This is a genomic window from Cellulomonas terrae (assembly GCF_007990265.1).
In the GTDB taxonomy this organism is placed as follows: domain Bacteria; phylum Actinomycetota; class Actinomycetes; order Actinomycetales; family Cellulomonadaceae; genus Cellulomonas; species Cellulomonas terrae.
On record NZ_BJWH01000012.1, the window covers coordinates 1 to 19,470 of the forward strand.

General features: G+C 73.3%; 19 protein-coding genes. 10 read left to right on the forward strand and 9 right to left on the reverse strand.

The genetic code is table 11. The annotated features are described in order from the left end of the window. A partial coding sequence (pheA, locus tag CTE05_RS11910) for a prephenate dehydratase (protein ID WP_146846395.1) occupies positions 1-901 on the reverse strand: 901 nt, incomplete at its 3' end. Between the two features lie 90 nt (positions 902-991). On the opposite strand from pheA, the gene CTE05_RS11915 reads away from it, so the two are divergent. Next, on the forward strand, positions 992-3,295 hold the full coding sequence (locus CTE05_RS11915) for a hypothetical protein (protein WP_186814843.1): 2,304 nt from the start codon (positions 992-994) through the stop codon (positions 3,293-3,295). Positions 3,296-3,297: 2 nt separating this feature from the next. On the opposite strand, the gene CTE05_RS11920 is transcribed toward CTE05_RS11915, so the two are convergent. Both CTE05_RS11920 and CTE05_RS11925 read right to left on the reverse strand, forming a co-directional pair. Beyond that, positions 3,298-4,107 (reverse strand): glycosyltransferase family 2 protein, encoded by an 810-nt coding sequence (locus tag CTE05_RS11920; protein ID WP_246123567.1) that lies wholly within the window; start codon positions 4,105-4,107, stop codon positions 3,298-3,300. Positions 4,108-4,239: 132 nt separating this feature from the next. Then, positions 4,240-5,064 carry a DUF5926 family protein gene (locus tag CTE05_RS11925; RefSeq protein ID WP_146846396.1) on the reverse strand — a complete coding sequence of 275 codons (825 nt, stop codon included), beginning with the start codon at positions 5,062-5,064 and terminating at the stop codon, positions 4,240-4,242. A gap of 126 nt (positions 5,065-5,190) precedes the next feature. Here CTE05_RS11925 and pgm point away from each other — a divergent pair, with 126 nt between their 5' ends. After that, positions 5,191-6,864 carry a phosphoglucomutase (alpha-D-glucose-1,6-bisphosphate-dependent) gene (gene pgm, locus CTE05_RS11930; protein ID WP_146846398.1) on the forward strand — a complete coding sequence of 558 codons (1,674 nt, stop codon included), beginning with the start codon at positions 5,191-5,193 and terminating at the stop codon, positions 6,862-6,864. Between the two features lie 49 nt (positions 6,865-6,913). On the opposite strand, the gene CTE05_RS11935 is transcribed toward pgm, so the two are convergent. Beyond that, positions 6,914-7,210 carry a GNAT family N-acetyltransferase gene (locus tag CTE05_RS11935; protein ID WP_146846400.1) on the reverse strand — a complete coding sequence of 99 codons (297 nt, stop codon included), beginning with the start codon at positions 7,208-7,210 and terminating at the stop codon, positions 6,914-6,916. 57 nt (positions 7,211-7,267) lie between these two features. Between CTE05_RS11935 and CTE05_RS11940 the strand changes: the two genes are divergently transcribed. Beyond that, on the forward strand, positions 7,268-8,581 hold the full coding sequence (locus CTE05_RS11940) for an MFS transporter (protein WP_146846402.1): 1,314 nt from the start codon (positions 7,268-7,270) through the stop codon (positions 8,579-8,581). Next, positions 8,578-9,516, forward strand: a complete 939-nt coding sequence (locus CTE05_RS11945; RefSeq protein WP_246123559.1) for a phosphotransferase family protein — start codon at positions 8,578-8,580, stop codon at positions 9,514-9,516. The genes CTE05_RS11940 and CTE05_RS11945 overlap by 4 nt, the downstream gene beginning before the upstream one ends. Here CTE05_RS11945 and CTE05_RS11950 read toward each other — a convergent pair. Then, a complete protein-coding gene (locus CTE05_RS11950; protein ID WP_246123561.1) occupies positions 9,513-9,893 on the reverse strand; it encodes a VOC family protein in 381 nt (126 codons plus the stop codon). The two genes, CTE05_RS11945 and CTE05_RS11950, sit on opposite strands and share 4 nt — an antisense overlap. 74 nt (positions 9,894-9,967) lie before the next feature. Here CTE05_RS11950 and CTE05_RS11955 point away from each other — a divergent pair, with 74 nt between their 5' ends. The 3 genes from CTE05_RS11955 to CTE05_RS11965 all read left to right on the forward strand — a co-directional run bounded on the left by CTE05_RS11955 (position 9,968) and on the right by CTE05_RS11965 (position 13,267). After that, positions 9,968-10,552, forward strand: a complete 585-nt coding sequence (locus tag CTE05_RS11955; RefSeq protein ID WP_146846407.1) for a TetR family C-terminal domain-containing protein — start codon at positions 9,968-9,970, stop codon at positions 10,550-10,552. Between the two features lie 60 nt (positions 10,553-10,612). Further along, the gene (locus CTE05_RS11960; RefSeq protein ID WP_146846409.1) at positions 10,613-11,446 is read left to right on the forward strand and encodes a hypothetical protein; all 834 of its coding nucleotides are present in this window, start codon (positions 10,613-10,615) and stop codon (positions 11,444-11,446) included. 63 nt (positions 11,447-11,509) lie between these two features. Beyond that, positions 11,510-13,267, forward strand: a complete 1,758-nt coding sequence (locus CTE05_RS11965) for a pyruvate dehydrogenase (protein WP_146846411.1) — start codon at positions 11,510-11,512, stop codon at positions 13,265-13,267. Here the strand turns inward: CTE05_RS11965 and CTE05_RS11970 are convergent. Further along, positions 13,264-14,547 (reverse strand): MFS transporter, encoded by a 1,284-nt coding sequence (locus tag CTE05_RS11970; protein WP_146846413.1) that lies wholly within the window; start codon positions 14,545-14,547, stop codon positions 13,264-13,266. The two genes, CTE05_RS11965 and CTE05_RS11970, sit on opposite strands and share 4 nt — an antisense overlap. 139 nt (positions 14,548-14,686) lie before the next feature. Between CTE05_RS11970 and CTE05_RS11975 the strand changes: the two genes are divergently transcribed. Then, a complete protein-coding gene (locus CTE05_RS11975) occupies positions 14,687-15,196 on the forward strand; it encodes a gluconokinase (protein ID WP_307724291.1) in 510 nt (169 codons plus the stop codon). Between the two features lie 37 nt (positions 15,197-15,233). On the opposite strand, the gene CTE05_RS11980 is transcribed toward CTE05_RS11975, so the two are convergent. Genes CTE05_RS11980 through CTE05_RS11990 form a run of 3 tightly spaced genes read right to left on the reverse strand, consistent with a single transcriptional unit; the run spans position 15,234 to position 16,913 of the window. Next, complete coding sequence (locus CTE05_RS11980) at positions 15,234-16,061, reverse strand: ArsR/SmtB family transcription factor (RefSeq protein ID WP_146846415.1); 828 nt, start codon at positions 16,059-16,061, stop codon at positions 15,234-15,236. A 40-nt stretch (positions 16,062-16,101) separates the two neighbouring features. Then, entirely contained in the window at positions 16,102-16,593 is a 492-nt protein-coding gene (locus CTE05_RS11985) for a DUF427 domain-containing protein (RefSeq protein ID WP_146846417.1), read from the reverse strand. Then, positions 16,590-16,913, reverse strand: coding sequence for a YtxH domain-containing protein (locus tag CTE05_RS11990; protein ID WP_146846419.1), 324 nt, complete (start codon positions 16,911-16,913; stop codon positions 16,590-16,592). The genes CTE05_RS11985 and CTE05_RS11990 overlap by 4 nt, the downstream gene beginning before the upstream one ends. Before the next feature lie 113 nt (positions 16,914-17,026). On the opposite strand from CTE05_RS11990, the gene CTE05_RS11995 reads away from it, so the two are divergent. Beyond that, positions 17,027-18,391 (forward strand): APC family permease, encoded by a 1,365-nt coding sequence (locus CTE05_RS11995; protein ID WP_146846421.1) that lies wholly within the window; start codon positions 17,027-17,029, stop codon positions 18,389-18,391. A gap of 17 nt (positions 18,392-18,408) precedes the next feature. After that, positions 18,409-19,467, forward strand: coding sequence for a DMT family transporter (locus CTE05_RS12000; protein WP_246123563.1), 1,059 nt, complete (start codon positions 18,409-18,411; stop codon positions 19,465-19,467). Positions 19,468-19,470: the final 3 nt, after the last annotated feature.

Genomic DNA, 19,470 nt, shown 5'->3' on the forward strand with positions numbered 1-19,470 from the left:
CGACGAAGTCGGCGTCCGCCGTACCCACGTGCACGGTCGGCGCGACGGCGTCGGCGCGGGGGTAGGAGCCGAGGAACCGGACGTACGGGCAGCGGCGGTGCAGGCCCATCACGGCCTCGCCGACGCGCTCGTCGGTGATGTGCCCCTCGGCGTCGATCGAGAACGAGTAGCGGCCGAGGGCGTCACCGATCGGCCGCGACTCGATCCGGGACAGGTTCACGCCCCGCACGGCGAACTGCTCCAGCATCGCGAGCAGCGCACCGGCCTCGTTGTCGGGCAGGTGGACGACGAGGGTCGTCTTGTCCGCACCGGTCGGCGGCGGCACCGAGCCGGGGTGGCCGACGACGACGAACCGCGTCTGCGCCGAGACGTTGTCGGCGACGTCCGCGGCGAGCGGGACCAGACCGTACGGCTCGACGGCCGCGGGCGGCACCAGTGCGGCGTCGAACCCGAGCTCGGCCCCCCCGGCCGCGATGAGCGCCGCGGGGGCGGTGTTCGACGTGGCGGGCACGTGCACCACGGACGGCAGGTGACGCGCCAGCCACCGCCGGCACTGCACCCACGCGTGCGGGTGGGCGGAGATGCGTCGGACGTCGGCGAGCCGCACCCCGGGCGCGGCGGCGAGCGTGAACTGCACCGGGACGAGCATCTCGCGCACGATCACCAGCGGGTCGCCGCCCGCGAGGCTGTCGAGGGTCGCGGTGACGCCGCCCTCGACGGTGCTCTCGATCGCCACCACCGCGAAGTCCGCGTCGCCCGTCCGGACGGCCTCGATGGCCGACGACACGTCGGACACCGGCAGGTCGACGCAGTCGCCGACGGCCGCGACCTGCCGCAGCGCCGCCTCGGTGAACGTGCCGGCCGGACCCAGGTACGCGTACCGCGGTAGCCCCTCGGACATGGCGTCCCTCCCGTGCAGATGATGTGCACGCTGCACGGGTACCCCGCAGCGCCGCCGGGGTCGAGGGTAGTGCGCCCGTAGGCTGGAACGGTGCTGACCCCTGCCCGCCCGCGCGCGTCCGTGCTCCGCGGTGCGGTGCTCACCCTGGTGCTGAGCCTGGCGGGAATCCTGTTCGCCACGCCCGCGCACGCGGCCGACGAGCCGCCGGTGCTCCTCGTCGGAATGACGGGCGTCCGCTGGGACGACGTCACCACCCTGACCACGCCCGCCCTGTGGAACCTGTCCCGCGAGGGTTCCGTCGGTCTGGTCGCCGCCCGCAGCGTCGCGTCCCGGTCGTGCCCCGCGGACGGCTGGCTGGCCGTCTCCTCCGGCACCCGCGCGGCGGACGTGCGGGCCGACGACGGCACGTGCCGCACCCTGCGCGATCCGGGCGAGAGCGGCGAGGTCCCCGGCTGGGACGACTACGTGTCCGCGGCCGAGGCCGAGTCGTACGGTGCGCAGCCCGGCTTCCTCGGGGACATGCTCGCCGAGTCGGGCACCCCCGCGACGGGCATCGGCCCGGGTGCCGCGATCGCCCTGGCCGACGCGGCCGGCATCCCCGTCGGCACGCACGAGACCCTGCCGACCACCAGCACGGCCCTCACCCGGGCCGTGCGCGAGGCCCTCGACGGGTCCCGGCTGGTGGTCGTCGACGCGGGCTCCCTGCGCGACCCGGGGTACGCGACGGCCACCCGACCGAGCACCCCGCAGCCCACCGCGACCGCGCCGGACGACGCGCTGGAGGAACCGTCGCCGCCCGAGGTGTCGACCCCGGACGCGATCGTCGAGCCGTCCCGCGCGATCCAGGCCCAGGTCATCGACGCCCGCATCGGCGCCGCGATCGCCGGCGCCCAGCGCTCCGGAGCGACGGTCCTCGTCGTCTCGCTGGCCGACTCGGGGCGCACCTCGCTCCAGCTGGCCGCCGCGACCGGGCTCGCCCCGAACGGGGAGCCGTACGTCGACAGCCTGCTGACGTCCGGGTCCACGCGGCAGGCCGGGCTGATCCAGACCGTCGACGTGACCCCGACGCTGCTCGACGGCATCGGACTCGACAACAGCGCCGCGTCCCTGAGCGGCGCCGTGATCCTCCCCGGCCCGCCCACCGGAACGGCCACCGCGCGCGTCGCGGAGATCCTCGACATCCAGCGCCACGCCACGATGGTCACCCGGGTCAGCGGCGTCTACTCGGCGCGGCTGGTGCTCGTCCAGGCAGTGCTGTTCATCGCTGCGGCGATCATCCTGACCCGCACGGGCCGCTCCGACCGCGCGCCGCTGCGGCCCGCCCTGCGCGTGCTGCGGATCTCCGCGCTCGCGCTCGCCGCCGCGCCGGTCGCGTCGTTCCTCACCAACACGATCCCGTGGTGGCGCTCCGACATGCCGGTCGCCGCGTTCTGGTGGGTGCTGCTCGGGTGGGTCGCGGTCATCACGGCCGTCGCCGTGGTCGGCCCCTGGCGACGCAACCTGCTCGGGCCCGCCGGCGTCGTCGCCGGGGTGACGGTCGCCGTGCTGGTGGTGGACGCCTGCACGGGCTCGACGCTCGTCATCGACTCCCCCATGGGTGCCCACCGGGTCCTCGCCGCGCGCTTCTACGGGATGAGCAACCAGGCGTTCGCGCTGCTGACCGCCGCCGGTCTCCTGCTCGCGGTCGCGATCGCCGACCCCCTGCTGCGGCGCGGCCGCCGGGGGATCGCGACGGCCGTCGTGGCCGGGCTCGGGCTGCTCATCGTGATCGTCGACGGGGCCCCCGGGCTGGGCAGCGACTTCGGCGGGCCGCCCGCCCTGATCCTGGCGTTCGCGATGCTGACCATCGTCGTCAGCGGCCGCAAGGTCAGCTGGAGGTCGGTCGCGCTCATCGGGCTGGTCGGTGCCGTCGTGGTCGGCGGGTTCGCCGTCCTCGACTGGATGCGCCCGGCGGCCGACCGCACCCACCTGGGCCGGTTCTTCGCCACGGTGCTCGACGGCGGGCTGTGGGACGTCGTCGGCCGCAAGATCGCCGTCAACCTGCGGGTGCTCACGTCGTGGCGCTACCTGGTCACCGCCATCGGCGGCATCGCCCTGACCTGGCTGGTCGTCGTCGGCGGGCGCCCGCGGCGCGGCGAGATGATGGGCCAGGGTCCGCTCGCCGGGCTGACCCGCGCGGTGCCGCTGCTCCGGCCCGCCGTCGCCGCGATCACCGCCGCGCTGACCGTCGGGTTCCTCATGAACGACTCCGGCATCGTCGTCCCGGCGACCGGCATCGCGCTCGCGGTCCCCTGCCTGGTGGCCGCCGCCGCGCAGTGGCGGCTCGGTGCACCGGACGGCGGGCTCGCGGAGCCGGTGGCGGAGCCGGCGAGGCAGCCGGCGCCCGCCGACTGAGGTCAGCGGTGCGTCTGCGGCGGCTTCTGCGCGGGGGCGACCGTCCGCTTCACGGCCCCGGCTGCCCGGCGGACCCGGCGGGCGTTGACCGCCAGCTGCACGTCCCGGTACTGCGCGGCGCGGTGGAGCTGACCCTTCAGGTCCGAGCCGGACGGTCGGTGCTTCAGGTCGCACGGGACCTCGACGACGCGGAAGCCGCGGCGGAGCAGGTCGATCGTCATCCCGGTCTCGACGCCCCAGCCGTGCGCCAGCGGCGTCGCCGCCTCGAACGCCTCGCGGGTCAGGCAGCGCATCCCTGACAGGGGCTGCGTCGGCGTCCACCCGGTCATCGACGTGATCGCCCGGCGCGCGGCACCGACGACGATCCCGCGCCCCCCGGCGCCGGGCTGCGGCGGGATCAGCGCGATCGACAGGTCGGCGTGCCCCTCGAACACCGGCGGTACGAGCGGGGCCGTGTTCACGGCCGTCTCGCCCAGGTCGCCGTCGATGAACAGCAGGATCCGCGGCTGGCGGTCGGGGGCGTCCCGCATCGCGACGACCGCGGCGCCGGTCTCCATCGCGGCGGCCTTGCCGCGGTTGTGCGAGTGCCGGACGACGACCGCACCCGCCTCGCGCGCGACGTGCTGCGTGTTGTCCTCGGAGCCGTCGTCGACCACGAGGACCAGGTCCACGTGCGGGATGGCCCGGGCGGAGCGGACGGTCGCCGCGATGCGCCGGGACTCGTCCTTGGCGGGGATGATCACGGCGACGCGCTGCCGGGCCTTGTGGGCGGCGGCCTTGCGCGCGTCGACGGCGGCCTTGCGTGCCGCCACCGACGGGGTCGGGACGGTGTCCACCGACTCGACAGGAAGGGTCGGAGCAGCGGTCTCCGCCTGGTCGTCGGCGGCCTTGCCGCCCTTGCGCGTCACGGTGGCCACCCTATCCATCTGAGCAGGTCCTGCTGGTCAGCGCAGGGTGACCTGCCGGGCCACCAGACCCGCCCGCGCGCGGCGCTCGTTCGCGTCCAGCGGCGTCGTGTCCGCGAGCGCGGCCTCGAACCGGGGCAGGAAGTCGGCGACGGGCTTCTCGATGTCCTCGGCCTCCGAGCCCTTGGCCAGCTCCCACACCGGCACGACCAGGCCGGCCGAGCGGAAGTAGCCGACGAACTTGGCGCCCTCGAAGCCGGACTCCCGCTTCGCGTGCAGACGGGCCAGGCCGTCGAGCACGACCTGCTCCTCGTGCGGCTGCGCCCAGCGCAGGAACTCGCGGGCGCCCATCCGGCACCAGTACGCGGCGTCGGCGGACTCGAGCTTGACGGTGTCGATGATGCCGCCGTCGGCCTCCTCGATCGCCGCCTGCAGGTCCGGGGTGCGCTCGGTGTCCGGGGCGAGCCAGTACGCGAACGAGTCCTGGACGGTGACCTCGAACGGGACGCTCAGGTCCAGCACGTCCTGCAGGCGCGGGCCCGGCTCGGGCAGGCCGATGGTCTCGACGGCGGTGCCGGCCTCGACCTCGATCGCCTCGAGCAGCGCGTGCGCGAGGTCGCGGCTGACGTCGTTGGAGCTGCTCGTGGTCTGCAGGGCGAGCAGGACCATGCCGTCGGAACGGTGCAGCGCGGGCCAGCTGGTCGGCAGCACCGTGGTCACCAGCACGTCGCGGGCGCCGTGCTCCTGGGTGGTGCGGGCGGTCGCGGTCGCGGCGGGGACGAGCTCCTTGAGCGCCACCCAGTCGGGCTCGCCGGGGAGCCCCTCGAACGGGCGCAGCACGAAGTCGGACGAGTTCTTGGCCATGCGCCCCAGGCTACCGTTCCGCCCGGCGACCACAGCGCGAGCACCGCGTCCTGCCAGGCGGGACGACGGCGTCGTGTGAGCAGATCGGGGGGTGCGGGCGCCGCGGGCGTGAGGGAGGATCACGGCATGGACCCGCGCGCCGGAACACCCGCCCAGCCGTCCGACCTCGTCGATCTGGATGCCCTCACCGGCGCGTACTACGACCGCGAACCCGACCTGGACGACCCGTCGCAGCGGGTGGCGTTCGGCACCAGCGGCCACCGCGGCTCGGCGTTGGACACCGCGTTCAACGAGGCGCACATCGTCGCCATCACGTCGGCGATCGTCGAGTACCGGCGTGACCAGGGCACCGACGGTCCCCTCTTCATCGGCCGGGACACGCACGCGCTGTCCGACCCCGCGTGGCGGTCCGCCCTCGAGGTGCTGGCGGCGGCGGGTGTCGAGGTGCACGTCGACGCGCGCGACTCGTGGACGCCGACGCCCGGCGTCTCGCACGCGATCCTGCGGCACAACGGCGCGGGCAGCTCCGAGGGCGTGCGGACGCAGGGGCCCGGCCTGGCCGACGGGATCGTCGTGACCCCGTCGCACAACCCGCCGCGCGACGGCGGCTTCAAGTACAACCCTCCGCACGGCGGCCCCGCCGGGTCGGAGGCCACCGGCTGGATCGCCGACCGGGCCAACGAGATCCTCGCGTCAGGCTGGCGGTCCGTCCCGCGCGTGAGCATCGAGACCGCGCTCGCCGCGGACACCACCCTCAAGCACGACTACCTGTCGTCGTACGTGGCGGACCTGGCCAACGTCATCGACGTCGAGGCCATCCGGTCCGCGGGCGTACGGATCGGTGCGGACCCGCTGGGCGGCGCGTCGGTCGAGTACTGGGGCGAGATCGGGGACTTCTACGGGCTCGACCTGACCGTGGTGAACCCGACGGTGGACCCGCGGTGGGCCTTCATGACGCTCGACTGGGACGGCAAGATCCGCATGGACTGCTCGTCGCCGTACGCGATGGCGTCGCTGGTCAGCCGCATGGCGGGCGACCCGGCGCCGTTCGACGTCGCGACGGGGAACGACGCCGACTCCGACCGGCACGGCATCGTGACGTCCGACGGGCTGATGAACCCGAACCACTACCTCGCGGTCGCCATCGCGTACCTGTACGGCGGGGCACGCCCCGGCTGGCCGGACGGGACGGCGATCGGCAAGACGCTCGTCTCGTCGAGCCTCATCGACCGCGTGGCCGACAAGCTCGGCCGGCGGCTGCTCGAGGTCCCGGTCGGGTTCAAGTGGTTCGTGCCCGGGCTGGTCGACGGGTCGGTCGGGTTCGGCGGCGAGGAGTCCGCGGGCGCGTCGTTCCTGCGCAAGGACGGCACGGTGTGGACCACCGACAAGGACGGCATCCTGCCCGCGCTGCTGGCCTCCGAGATCCTGGCGACCACCGGGAAGTCACCGTCGGCCCACCACCAGGACCTCGTCGCCGAGTTCGGGCAGTCCTGGTACGCGCGGGTCGACGCAGCGGCGTCGCGCGAGGAGAAGGCGACGCTGTCGAGGCTGACCCCGGACCAGGTGACCGCCACGTCGCTGGCCGGCGAGACCATCACCGCGAAGCTGACCAACGCGCCCGGCAACAACGCGTCCATCGGTGGCCTCAAGGTCACGACGCACAACGCGTGGTTCGCCGCCCGGCCGTCGGGGACCGAGGACGTCTACAAGATCTACGCCGAGTCGTTCGTGTCCGCGGAGCACCTCGCGCAGGTGCAGGCGGAGGCGAAGGACGTGGTCTCGGCGGCACTCGGCGCGTAGAGCCCACCAGCAGGAGGCCCCGGGGTGACCGCTCCCCTGGGGCCTTCTCTCATGCGTGGGGGGCGCGCACGAGGTCCTGGTACTCGGGGTGCCGGCCGAGCCAGGCCTTGACGTACGGGCAGAACGCGACGACGTCCCGGCCGCTCGCCCGCACCGCGTCCAGGGCGCCCTGCACCAGGGTCGACGCGATGCCCCGACCCTCGTACGCGGGGTCCACCTCGGTGTGCGTGAACACGACGGTGGTACCGATCGTGTCGTACACGGAGAACCCGAGGAGCACCCCCTCGGGGCTGCGCGCCTCGAACCGGTGCTCGTCGGGGGCGTCGGTGACCTGCACGTCCGTCATGCCTGAATGGTGGGGCACCGCCGGGCCGTGCGGAAGAGCGGATGACACACTGGCCGCATGCTCCAGCCGTACCGCGACGTCCTGACGCGCCCCGGAGCCCTGGCGTTCTCGGGTGCGGGAGTGCTCGCGCGGCTGCCGATGTCGATGGTCGGCATCGGGATCGTCCTGATGATCTCCACGCTGTACGGGTCCTACGGGCTGGCCGGCCGGGTGTCCGCGGTGTACGTCATCGCGCAGGCGATCTGCTCCCCGCAGCTGGCCCGGCTGGTGGACCGGCACGGCCAGGCCCGGATCATGCGGCCCGCGGTCGCGCTCGCCGCGGTCGGGCTCGTCGGCCTCGTCGTCGCCGCCACGACCGAGGCGCACGAGGTCTGGCTCTACCTCACGGCGGTCGTCACCGGGGCGGGCATCGGGTCGTTCGGGTCGCTCGTGCGGGCGCGCTGGGCCCGCGTGCTCGGCGCCGACCCGCACCGGATGCACACCGCGTACTCCTTGGAGTCGGCGCTCGACGAGCTCGTGTTCATCGTCGGGCCGGTGCTCGCGACCGTCCTCGCCACGAGCGTCGCCGCGACGGCGGGACTCGTCGTGCCCCTCCTCGCCATGCTCGTCGGCGGGTACTGGTTCCTGGCCCAGCGCGCCACCGAGCCCCCGCCCGCGGCGGCCGACAGCCCTCGCCCGAAAGGGTCGGTGCTCCGCAAGCCCGGCATGGTCGTGCTCGCCGTCGTCTTCGTCGCGATGGGCTCGATCTTCGGCGCCACGGACGTCGCGACGGTCGCGTTCGCCGAGGAGTCCGGCGCCAAGGGCATGGCCGGGGTCATCCTGGCCATCTTCGCGCTCGGCTCGCTGATCTCCGGCCTGCTCTACGGCACGCGCGTCTGGAAGCGGCCCCTGTACCTGCGGTTCGCCACCGGGATGGTCGCGCTGGCCGTCGGTGTCTGCTTCTTCTTCCTCGTGCAGTCCCTCGCGGTCCTCGCGGCCGTCATGTTCGTCACCGGGTTCGCGATCGCACCGACGCTCATCAACGGCAACGGGCTGGTGCAGGACCTGGTCCCGCGGGAGCGGCTGACCGAGGGGCTGACCTGGGTGGGCACGTCGCTGGGCGTCGGCGTCTCCATCGGGTCGTCCGTGGCCGGTGCGCAGATCGACGTCAACGGGTCCCACGCCGGGTTCCTGGTGGTCGTCATCTCCGCAGGGGCCGCCGTCGTCGCGACGCTCGCCGCGCTGCGGACCCTGCGGGGCGACCAGGGCGAGCACGTGCACGACTCGGTGGAGGCCGGCTCGCCGTCCGCGACCGGGGGCGCCGCGGTCGCGGCGTGCGAGGTCGCGGAGTGCGTGGAACCGCAGCGGTCGGTCGGTACCCTCGACGCGTGATCGACGCCCTGACCTCGCTCGTCGCCCCGCTGGGCGTGCTGCAGGACGCGGAGCTGCTCACCGGTGGGCAGTTCGCGACGACCTACCGGGTGACGCTGACCGGCGGCGAGCGCGTCGTGGTGAAGACCGCCCCGGCACGCACCGACCAGCTGCTCGCGTACGAGCACGACCTCCTGCGCGCCGAGGCCCTCGTCTACTCCCTCGCCGCGTCGCGTCCCGCCCTCAAGATGCCGACCGTCCTGCGCACCGACTTCACCCGCACGGTGCTGCCCAGCGACGTCCTCGTGGTCAGCCACCTGCCCGGCGTGCCGCTGGTCGACGCGGGGTTCGACCCGGCCGACCCCCGGACCGCTCGTGCGGAGCGCGACACCGGCGCGGTGCTCGCCGCCCTGCACGCGATGACCGGTCCCGCGTTCGGGTACCCGTGCGGGCGACAGGCACCGACGTGGACCGAGTCGTTCACCGGGATGGTCGACGAGCTCCTCGACGACGCCGCACGCTGGTCGGTGCCGGTACCGTCCGACCGGGTGCGGTCCGCGCTGGCCCGGCACGCGCACGTGCTCGCGGACGTCACGACCCCGGCGCTGGTCCACACCGACCTGTGGGCGGGGAACGTGTTCGTCGACCCGTCCTCCGGTGCGGTGGTCGGCGTCATCGACCCGGAGCGCGCGTTCTGGGGGGACCCGCTGGCGGACCTCGTCGGCATCGACCCCATGGGCCGCGAGCCGGGGACGCCTGCGGTGCTGGCGGGGTACGGCCCGATCGACGTCGACAGCCCGTCCGCGCGCGTGCGGCTGGACCTGTACCGGATGCGGCTGTGCCTGGTGATGATGATCGAGATCACGCCCCGGAAGTTCGAGGGCGACTGGGTGGAGCCGCACCGCGCGGCCGTGACGGCCAACCTGCACGCGGCGCTGGCGGCGCTCCGGGTCTAGGCGTCGACGACGGGGATCGGCTGGATCACGTCGACCAGCACGCCACCCGGCGCGACGAGGATCACGTGCCGCTGCCCGAACGTCTCAGACCGGAGGTCGAGCGCGACCGGCGCCCCGCCGCGCGTCACCAGCCGCTCGTACTCGGCGTCGACGTCCTCCACCTCGATGTTCACGAGGATCCCGGTCGCCGAGGTGCGGTAGCCGTCGGGGATCGTCTCGTGGGCGGCGTCGAGGACCGCGAGCTCGAACGCACCGGACCGCAGGGACACGTACCACTCCGACTCGAAGACGGTCTCCAGCGCGAACGCGTCGCGGAAGAACTCCGTCGTCGCCGCGACGTCCGTGCTCATGAGGACGGGATAGATGCTCGTGATCACGACGGCCTCCCGGGATAGATTCTCTGTGTATGTATCTTTACATACACAGCGTATGTAAGAGAAGGGGGACCCGGGTGGCGCGTGCGACCAAGGAGCAGAGCGAGCTCACCGCGGCGCAGATCCGCGCGACCGCGCGGCGGCTCTTCGCCGACCTAGGCTACGCGGACGTCAGCCTCGACCGCGTGGCCGAGCTCGCCGGCGTCACCCGCGGAGCCGTCTACCACCACTACGGCAGCAAGGTCGGGCTGTTCACCGCGGTGGTCGACGACGCCCAGTCGGTCGTCGCCACAGCCGTCGCCGACGCGGCCCCCGACGACGGGTGGCCCGCGATCGAGGCCGGGAGCATCGCGTTCATGCGGGCGGTCGTCGACCCGGCCGTCCGCCGGATCCTGCTCGTCGACGCCCCCGCGGTCCTCGGCTGGACCACCTGGCGCGAGCTGGACGCCGCCCACTCCGGGCGGCTGCTCACCGAAGGTCTGGGCGCCCTCGACGACCTCGCGATCGACCCCGCTGCGGCCGACGCGCTGCTCAACGGTGCGATGAACGAGGCGGCGCTGTGGATCGCCGCCGGGGGAGACGCCGCGCTCGCGGAGCAGGGGGTGCTGCGGATGATCCGGGCGCTGCGGCGTGGACCGGACGAGGACGCGCCGCGGACCTAGCCGCGGATACCACCCGCGGACGTCGACCGGGGACCCTCGCGGGTGCGTCAGGATGGGCCGGTGCCCCCGCTCCGCCCCGTCCGCGCTGCTGTCGCCGCGATCGCGCTCGTCGTCCTCGCCGCATGCTCCGCGGACGTCGCCGGCGACCCGGCGGCGGCCCCGGCCGCCTCGGCGACCCCGACGCGCGCACCGCTGACGTTCGAGCAGGCGGTGGCCGCGCTCACCGAGACGCTCGTGCCCACCGCGACCGTCGAGCGCTGCGACGAGTACGAGCCGGGCTCGCCCGAGGCGCAGGAGTACCTCGACCAGCGGGCCGCGTCCCAGGCGGAGGAGGCCGCAGCGACAGGCGGTGCGGACGCGCCCGCGCCGAGCACGTCGCTGCCCCAGTGCGGCAACCCGCTGCTCACCGACCTGCGGGCCGCGTCCCTGGCGGGCCACGCCTTCGTCCGGGGTGACCCGATCGACGTCCCCGTCACCGGCGGCGCGAGCCGGGCGATCGAGGTCTACGAGATGCCCGACGCGGGCGCGGCGAGGACGGCCGTCGCGACGGAGGCCGCCGACCTCGACGGCTGGGCCGTCGACCGGGAGACGCCCCGGGTCGACAACGCGGACGGCACGTACGTGCCGCGCACCGTCGTCTCCGGGGCTGGCGTGAACCAGGTGGACCTGCCCGGGTGGACGGCGTGGGTGCTCACACGCGACGAGGCGTCGTTCCAGGACGACGGCAGCGCCGCCGCCGACCCCTACTCCGCTGCGCACCTCTGGGCCGAGCGCGACGGCTTCGTCCTGCGCGTGCAGGTCGTCGGTGACGCACCGGGCCAGGCCGTGGCGACGGCGCTCGCCACCGCCACGCAGTACGTCACGGCACTCGACCCGACGGACGCCACCGGCTGAGGTGCGACCCCACCGGCCCGGGCTGACGATGGGTGGACCGCCCACCACCCCCGGAGGTCTTCCGTGGCACGACGCCGCATCATCGCCGACCTGCTCGTCGCCCAGCTCGTCGCCGCCGGAGCGCGGCACATCTACGGGATCGTCGGGGACAGTCTCAACCCCGTGGTCGACGCGGTCCGACGGGCGCGCGAGGACGGTGCCGACATCGCGTGGGTGCACGTCCGGCACGAGGAGGCGGGCGCGTTCGCGGCGGCGGCCGAGGCCGAGCTGACCGGACGGCTGGCGGTCTGCGCGGGCTCCAGCGGCCCGGGCAACCTGCACCTGATCAACGGCCTGTACGACGCGAACCGGTCCCGTGTCCCGGTCCTCGCCATCGCGTCGCACATCCCGAGCGCGCAGGTCGGCACCGGGTTCTTCCAGGAGACCCACCCGGACCGGCTGTTCGTCGAGTGCTCCGTGTACTGCGAGCTGATCTCGACCGCCGCGCAGGCACCCCGGGTCATCCGCTCGGCGATCCACCACGCGTACGGCGGCCCGGGAGTCGCGGTGCTGACCCTGTCCGGTGACGTCGCCGACCTCGAGGCCCCCGACGCCGGCATCGACGTGCTCACTCCCCCGCCCGCCCCGCGCGTGGTCCCCGACGAGGGCGCCGTGCGAGCGCTCGCCGAGGCCATCGACGCCGCGGGCAAGGTGACGATCTTCGCCGGGGCGGGCGTCCGGGGCTCGCGCACGGAGGTCCTCGCGCTGGCGCGTGCGCTGAACGCACCCGTCGGGCACAGCCTGCGCGGCAAGGAGGTCATCCAGTACGACAACCCGTTCGACGTCGGGATGTCCGGGCTGCTCGGGTACGGCGCGTGCCAGTCGGCCATGGAGGGCGCCGACCTGCTGCTCCTGCTGGGCACCGACCTCCCCTACGACCAGTTCCTGCCGTCCGGCGTCCGCACCGCGCAGGTCGACATCGAGCCCACCCGGCTCGGCCGGCGGACGCGCAACGACCTCGTCGTGCTCGGCGACGTGGGCGAGACCGCGAGCGCGCTGCTCCGGTTGGTGAAGCCGAAGAAGAGCCACCGCTTCCTCGACCAGATGATCAAGAAGCACGACCGCGCCATGAGCGGGGTCGTCGGCGCGTACACGAAGGACGTCGAGCACACCGAGCCGATCCACCCGGAGTTCGCGGCCGTCGTGCTGGACGAGGAGGCCCCCGACGACGCGGTCTTCACCGTCGACACCGGCATGTGCAACGTCTGGGCCGCCCGGTACATCACCCCCAACGGCAGGCGGCGGGTCATCGGGTCGTTCTGGCACGGGTCGATGGCGAACGCCCTCCCGCACGCGATCGGCGCAGCGCTCGTCGGCGACGGCCGGCACGTCGTCGCGATGGCCGGCGACGGCGGGCTGTCGATGCTGCTGGGCGAGCTCATCACCGTGAAGGCGCTGGACCTGCCCGTGAAGATCGTCGTGTTCGACAACGCGACGCTCGGCATGGTCCGCCTCGAGATGCTCGTCGACGGTCTGCCGTCCTACGGCACCGACTCCCCGACCGTCGACTACGCGGCGATCGCGTCGGCGATCGGCATCCCGTCGGTGCGCGTCGAGAAGCCCACCGAGATCCGGACCGCCCTGCGCGAGGCGTTCTCCCACGACGGCCCGGCGTTGATCGACCTCGTCACGGACCCGCGCGCGCTGTCGCTGCCGCCGAAGATCACACGCGCACAGGTCTCCGGGTTCACCGCGGCCATGAGCAAGGAGGTGCTCGGCGGCGGGCTGGGCGAGGTCATGGCGATGGCCCGCTCGAACCTGCGGAACGTCCCGCGACCCTAGGGCACCGGGTGGCGGGCGTCGTAGTCCCAGAACGAGCGCTGGGAGCGGACCAGCACCCACAGCAGGACCACGCAGAGGCAGCCGCCGATGACGGCAGCCCAGCCCTCGCCGACCTTCGACGCCGCCCCGCCGAGCAACGCCTCGCCCAGCCGGGGTCCGCCCGCGACGACGACGATGAACACACCCTGCAGGCGCCCGCGCATGTCGTCGGGCGTCGCCGTCTGCAGGATGGTCTGCCGGAACACCGAGCTGATCGCGTCGCTCGCCCCGGCGACCACCAGCATGAGCACCGCGATCGCGAGCGCCAGCCAGAGCACCTGGTCGGGGTGCGACCGGCCGGCCAGCACGAGCGTCAGCCCGAACCCCGCGATCGCCAGACCCCAGACCGTGATGGCGACCGCGATGATCCGGCCCTGCCACCGGATCCGGGCCAGCCCGCCGGAGAACAACCCCGCCAGACCGACGCCGACGGCCGCCGACGCGGCCATCACCCCGGTGGTCGTCGCTCCGCCGCCCAGGTAGACCAGGCCGACGGCCGGGAAGAGCACGCGCGGTGACGACGTGATCATCGCGACGAGGTCCACCGCGAACGTCATCCGCACGTTGCGCTGCGTGCCGAGGTACCGGAACCCGTCGACCACCGAGGCCAGACCCACGCGCTCGCGACGGGTCTCCGACGGCAGCGGCGGCTGTGCGGGGAGCCGGAAGACAGCGAACAGCGCGGCGGTGAACAGGAGAGCGTCGACCGTGTACGCGACGCCGTAGTCGAACGCCGCCACGAGCGCGGCGCCCAGCAGCGGTCCGACCGTGAACGCGACGCTGAACCCGAGGGTCTGCAGGGCGTTCGCCGCGGGCAGGAGCCGGGGGTCGAGCAGCCGCGGGATGATCGCCGCGCGTGCGGGCGTGCTCACCGCGAACGCCCCCGACTGCACCGCGACCAGCGCGAACAGCACCCACTCCTGGGTGTTGCCGAGCCACCCCTGCACGGCCAGCCCGATCGTGGCCGTCCAGGACACGACCGACGCGACGAGCGCGACCCGGCGGCGGTCGTAGTGGTCGACGATCGCGCCGCCGTAGAGCCCGAAGATCACCAGCGGCACCAGCGCGGCCAGGCCGAGCAGACCCACGGAGGCCGTCGACCCGGAGATCGAGTACACCTGCAGCCCGACCGCGACGACGGTCAGCTGCGCCCCGAGGTTCGAGACGGCGAGCCCCCACCAGAGCCGCCGGAACGCCGGACTGACCCGCAGCGGGGTGGTGTCGACGACGAACGAGGGCATCGGGCGAGTTTAGTTGCCCGAGAGACGCGACCCGACTGGTCGCCGAGAGCGGCACTTCGCGACGAGGGCGTGAGTTCCGACTGCCGCGGTCGTCGCAAAGTCACGCCCTCGCGCTCCCCGCCGTGCGACGCTGTCCGGCGTGAGCAGCGCGCCCGAGCATCTTGTCGTCATGGGGGTGTCCGGGACCGGGAAGTCGACGACCGCGCTGCTCCTGGCTCAGCGGCTCGGGTGGCCGATGATCGAGGGGGACGACCTGCACCCTCCGGCCAACGTCGAGGCCATGCGGGCGGGGCGGGCGCTCACCGACGCCGACCGCGGGCCGTGGCTGCGGGCGATCCGGGACGCGATGTCGGCCGCGGGCGGGTCGACCGTCGTGACGTGCTCGTCGCTGCGCCGGTCCTACCGCGACGTGCTGCGCACGGCGACGGGTCGCGTGCGGTTCGTGCACCTGGTGGTCCCGCCGGAGGAGCTCCAGCGCCGGCTGATGGCGCGCACCGGCCACTTCATGCCGGCGACGCTCCTGGCGAGCCAGCTGGCGACGCTCGAACCGCTGGGTCCCGACGAGGACGGGGTGGACGTCCCGGTCGCGGGCCCTCCGGACGCCATCGTCGACGAGACCCTGCGCCTGCTGCGTACCGCAGACGCCTGAGCCGGCCGCGTCGGCGACCGGCTCAGGCGTCGGCTGCTCAGGCCTCCAACGAGGAACCCGTCTCCAGCAGCGTCTTGAGGTCCGACAGGATCTGCGGCCAGCCGCCACCGAACTGCGGCAGGTCGCCCGAGATGAGCGACGCGGTGCGCGGTGCTCCCGTGACGTCGTGGGTCAGGGTCAGCTGCGTGACGCCCTCGCCGCGCGGCTCGAGCTCGTAGGTGAGGCGCGTGAACCCTTCGGCGCGGGCCTCGTCGTCCCACAGCGTGCGCCACGTGACGACGAGCCGGGACCCGACCTCGACCTCGAGGACCTCGCCGTCGAGGATGGGCTGGTCGCTCGGCACGCCGGCCCCGACCATGTCGGCGGACGGCAGGGCCGCGAAGGCGCCGCCCGGGGTGAGGTCGAACTGCGACGGGCTCTTGTAGCCGTAGCGGGCGGTCCACTCCGGCGTGGTGATCGCGCGCCACACCGTGTCGGCGTCGGCCTTGATCCAGATGCGGTGGACGAGGACGGTCGTGGTGGCCGTGTCGGTCTGCGTGGTCATGGTGCTCTCCAGGGCTGATTTGAGGTCGGTCAGCGCGTGCAGGCGCTCGGCGCCGAGCACGTCGTACTTGTCGATCCACCGCTCGTGGATCAGCTGGATCGGGACGGCGTTGAGGAAGTGGAGCTTCTCCCGCCCTGATCGTCGGGTGACGACGAGGCCCGCCTCCTCCAGCACCTTGAGGTGCTTCATCACCCCGAACCGGGTCATGTCGAGGCCCTCCTCGAGCTCCGTCAGCGTGCGGCCGTCACGCGTGTAGAGCTGGTCGAGCAGGTGGCGACGGGTGGCGTCCGCAAGTGCCTTGAACACCAGGTCCTCGTCCATGCCGACCACGTTAGGTGACCAATTGGTCACATGTCAACGCTCACCAGCCGCGGGTGCCCGGAGAACCCTTTAACGGCCCGACGACGCGCGACGTGATCCAGCCCCCGTAGAACTCGCCGGCCTGCGGCTGGACGACCTCACCGTCCACCGTGCAGCGCAGGTCCCCCGCGTACAGGGCGACGCGGTCCGTGAGGATCTCGTAGCCCGGCAGCGGCCGCGGGTACGTCCAGCCGACACGGGACAGCAGCCGGTCGCCGACGCGGACCGACACGTACGAGGCGACACCCTTGAACTCGCACACCGACGCACCGACCGCGCCCTCCAGCACCCCGGGCTCGAACGCGTCGAACGGCAGGTAGTACACCGGCGGGTGGCTGGTCTCCAGCACACGGACGGCGTCGGTGGTCGTCGCGACGGGCAGCCCGCCCAGCGTCACGACGACCAGCTCGGGCGTCTTCTCCACCCGAGGTGGCCGCGGGTAGTCCCAGACCGACTCCTGGCCGGGCCCCGCAGGCAGCGGGGTGGGCCTCACCGCTGCCCGGGGTTGGCGTCGTCCGCGTCGAGGATCGGCTCCACGACCGTCGGCGACGCGTCGTTCGTCGGGTACTTCGTGGTCGACGACGACACCGCGCTCTTGGCCGAGTCGACGGCCTTCTCCCACACCGCGGCGCCCTGCTTCTTCGCGAATGCGGCCGCCTGCGCCTCGTACTCCTGCACGTGCTCCTGCACGCGGGGGTCGTGCCAGACGTCCACCGCCCAGAGCTTCATCTTGTCCAGCTGCCGACGCCCGGAGGGAGTGCCGAACAGGTACCCCGCGGCGACGCCCGCCACGAACACGACTCGCTTGATCATGCGCGATCCTCCCGAACTCGTTGAGTGTCCGAGCGTAGGCAGGGTTCCGCGTCGACGCGCGGCGGAGGGCGTCGGGCAACAGACTGGCAGGCAACGAGGCCTGGGGGGCGACGATGAGCGACCAGACGATCATGACCACGCCGTTGAAGCGCACCATCGGCCGCAAGGTGCTGATCCTCTTCGTGGTCGGCGACATCCTGGGCGCCGGGATCTACGCGCTGACCGGGAAGGTCGCCGCGCAGGTCGGCGGGGCGATCTGGCTGCCGTTCCTGTGCGCGTTCGTGCTCGCGGGGCTGACGGCCGCGTCGTACGCGGAGCTCGTCGGGCGGTTCCCGCAGGCCGCCGGCGCCGCCCTGTACGCGAACCGTGCGTTCAAGCGCCCGTTCCTCACCTTCATGGTCGCGTTCGCCGTGATGATGTCCGGCGTCACCAGCGCGTCCGCGGCGGCCCGGGCGTTCGGCGGCGACTACCTCGCCGAGTTCTACACGGTCCCGACCCTCGCCGCTGCATGGTTCTTCCTGCTGGCGATCTCCGCCGTGAACCTCCTCGGCATCTCGGAGTCCGTCCGCGTCAACGTGGTCCTCACCATCGTGGAGGCGACGGGTCTGCTCGTGATCCTCGCGATCGGGGCGTGGGCCCTGATCAGCGGCGACGGCGAGCCCGCACGCACGCTCGAGCTCGAGACCGAGGGCGCGCCGCTCGTCGCCGTGCTCGGCGCGACCGCGCTCGCCTTCTACGCGCTCCTCGGGTTCGAGGACTCCGTGAACCTGGCCGAGGAGACCCAGAAGCCACGGCGCGACTTCCCGCGTGCGCTGTTCGGCGGGCTCGCGGTCGCCGGCGTCATCTACCTGGGCGTCGCCTTCACCACCTCGATGCTGGTGGACACCGAGACGCTCGCCGAGTCCACCGGACCCCTGCTCGAGGTGGTCAAGGTGGCCGGCCTGGAGTTCCCGCCGGGCCTGTTCGCGATCATCGCCCTGCTCGCGGTCACCAACACCGCGCTCATCAACATGATCATGGCGTCGCGCCTCGTCTACGGGATGTCGAGCGAGGGCATCGTGCCGAAGGTCCTCGGCCGGGTGCACAGGACCCGTCAGACGCCGTACGTGGCCATCGCGTTCACGGTGCTCATCGCCCTGACGCTGGTGAGCACCGGCGACCTGGCCGGCCTGGCCGACACCACGGTGCTCCTCCTGCTGCTGGTCTTCGTCGTCGTGAACATCTCCGTGCTGGTCCTGCGCAGGGAGCCCGACGACACACCGGCCGAGGGCGACGACGGCCCCTCGTTCCGAGCACCGACCTGGGTACCGGTCGTCGGTGCGCTGGTGTCGCTCGTCCTCGCCTCGCCCGTCACCGGACGCGACGCCGACGTCTACGTCCGCGCCGGGATCCTGCTCGGCATCGGCGTCGTGCTGTACGTGATCAACCGCCTGGTCGTCGGCAAGGTCGACGCCGACCCGGCGAGGCTGACCGGCTGACGCGCGATGATGGGGCCGTGACCGACTCCTCGCGCGGCCTGCGGAACGCCGGTGTGCGCGCCGCCCTGCTTGCGGCGGTCCTCTTCGGCGCGAGCGCACCCCTGGCCAAGCTCCTGCTCGGCGAGGTCAGCCCGTGGCTGCTCGCCGGCCTCCTCTATGTCGGCGCCGGCCTGGGGATGTGGGTCTGGCGGCTCGTCCGACGAGCACCGCGGGTCCGCCTCGCCCGCCGCGAGGTGCCGTGGCTCGTCGGGGCCGTGGCCGCCGGGGGGATCGCCGGCCCCGTCCTGCTGATGTTCGGCCTGTCGTCGATGCCGGCCTCGGGGGCGTCGCTGCTGCTCAACGCGGAGGGCGTCCTGACGGCCGTGGTCGCCTGGGTCGTGTTCCGTGAGCCCGCCGGCCGCCGCGTCGTCCTGGGCATGGCGGCGATCGTCGCCGGGGCGGTCGTCATCGCCGTGCCGACCGGGCAGGCCCAGGTCACCAGCATGTGGCCCGCGCTCGCGGTCGTCGGCGCGTGCGCGTGCTGGGCGCTCGACAACAACCTGACCCGCAAGGTCTCGCTGACCGACGCGACCTGGCTCGTCGCGGTCAAGGGCTCGGTCGCCGGCCCGACGAACCTCGCCCTGGCGCTCGTGCTCGGCGCACAGCTCCCCTCCCTGCGCGCCACCGGGGCCGCCCTGGCCCTCGGCTTCGTCGCGTACGGGCTGAGCCTCGTCCTGTTCATCGTCGGGCTGCGGCACGTCGGCACCGCGCGCGCCGGCGCGTACTTCTCCGTCGCCCCGTTCTTCGGCGCGGTCCTCGCGGTCGCCCTCGGGGACGCGGTGACCTGGCAGCTCGTGGTCGCGGGTGCGCTGATGGCCGTCGGGACGTGGCTGCACCTGAGCGAGGAGCACGGCCACGAGCACACCCACCACGCCGTCACGCACGACCACTGGCACACCCACGACGACGGGCACCACGACCACGAGCACGGCGAGCTCGTCGCCGCCGGCGTCCGCCACCGGCACGTGCACACCCACGAGCCGATGACCCACACGCACGAGCACTACCCGGACGCGCACCACCGCCACGACCACTGACGC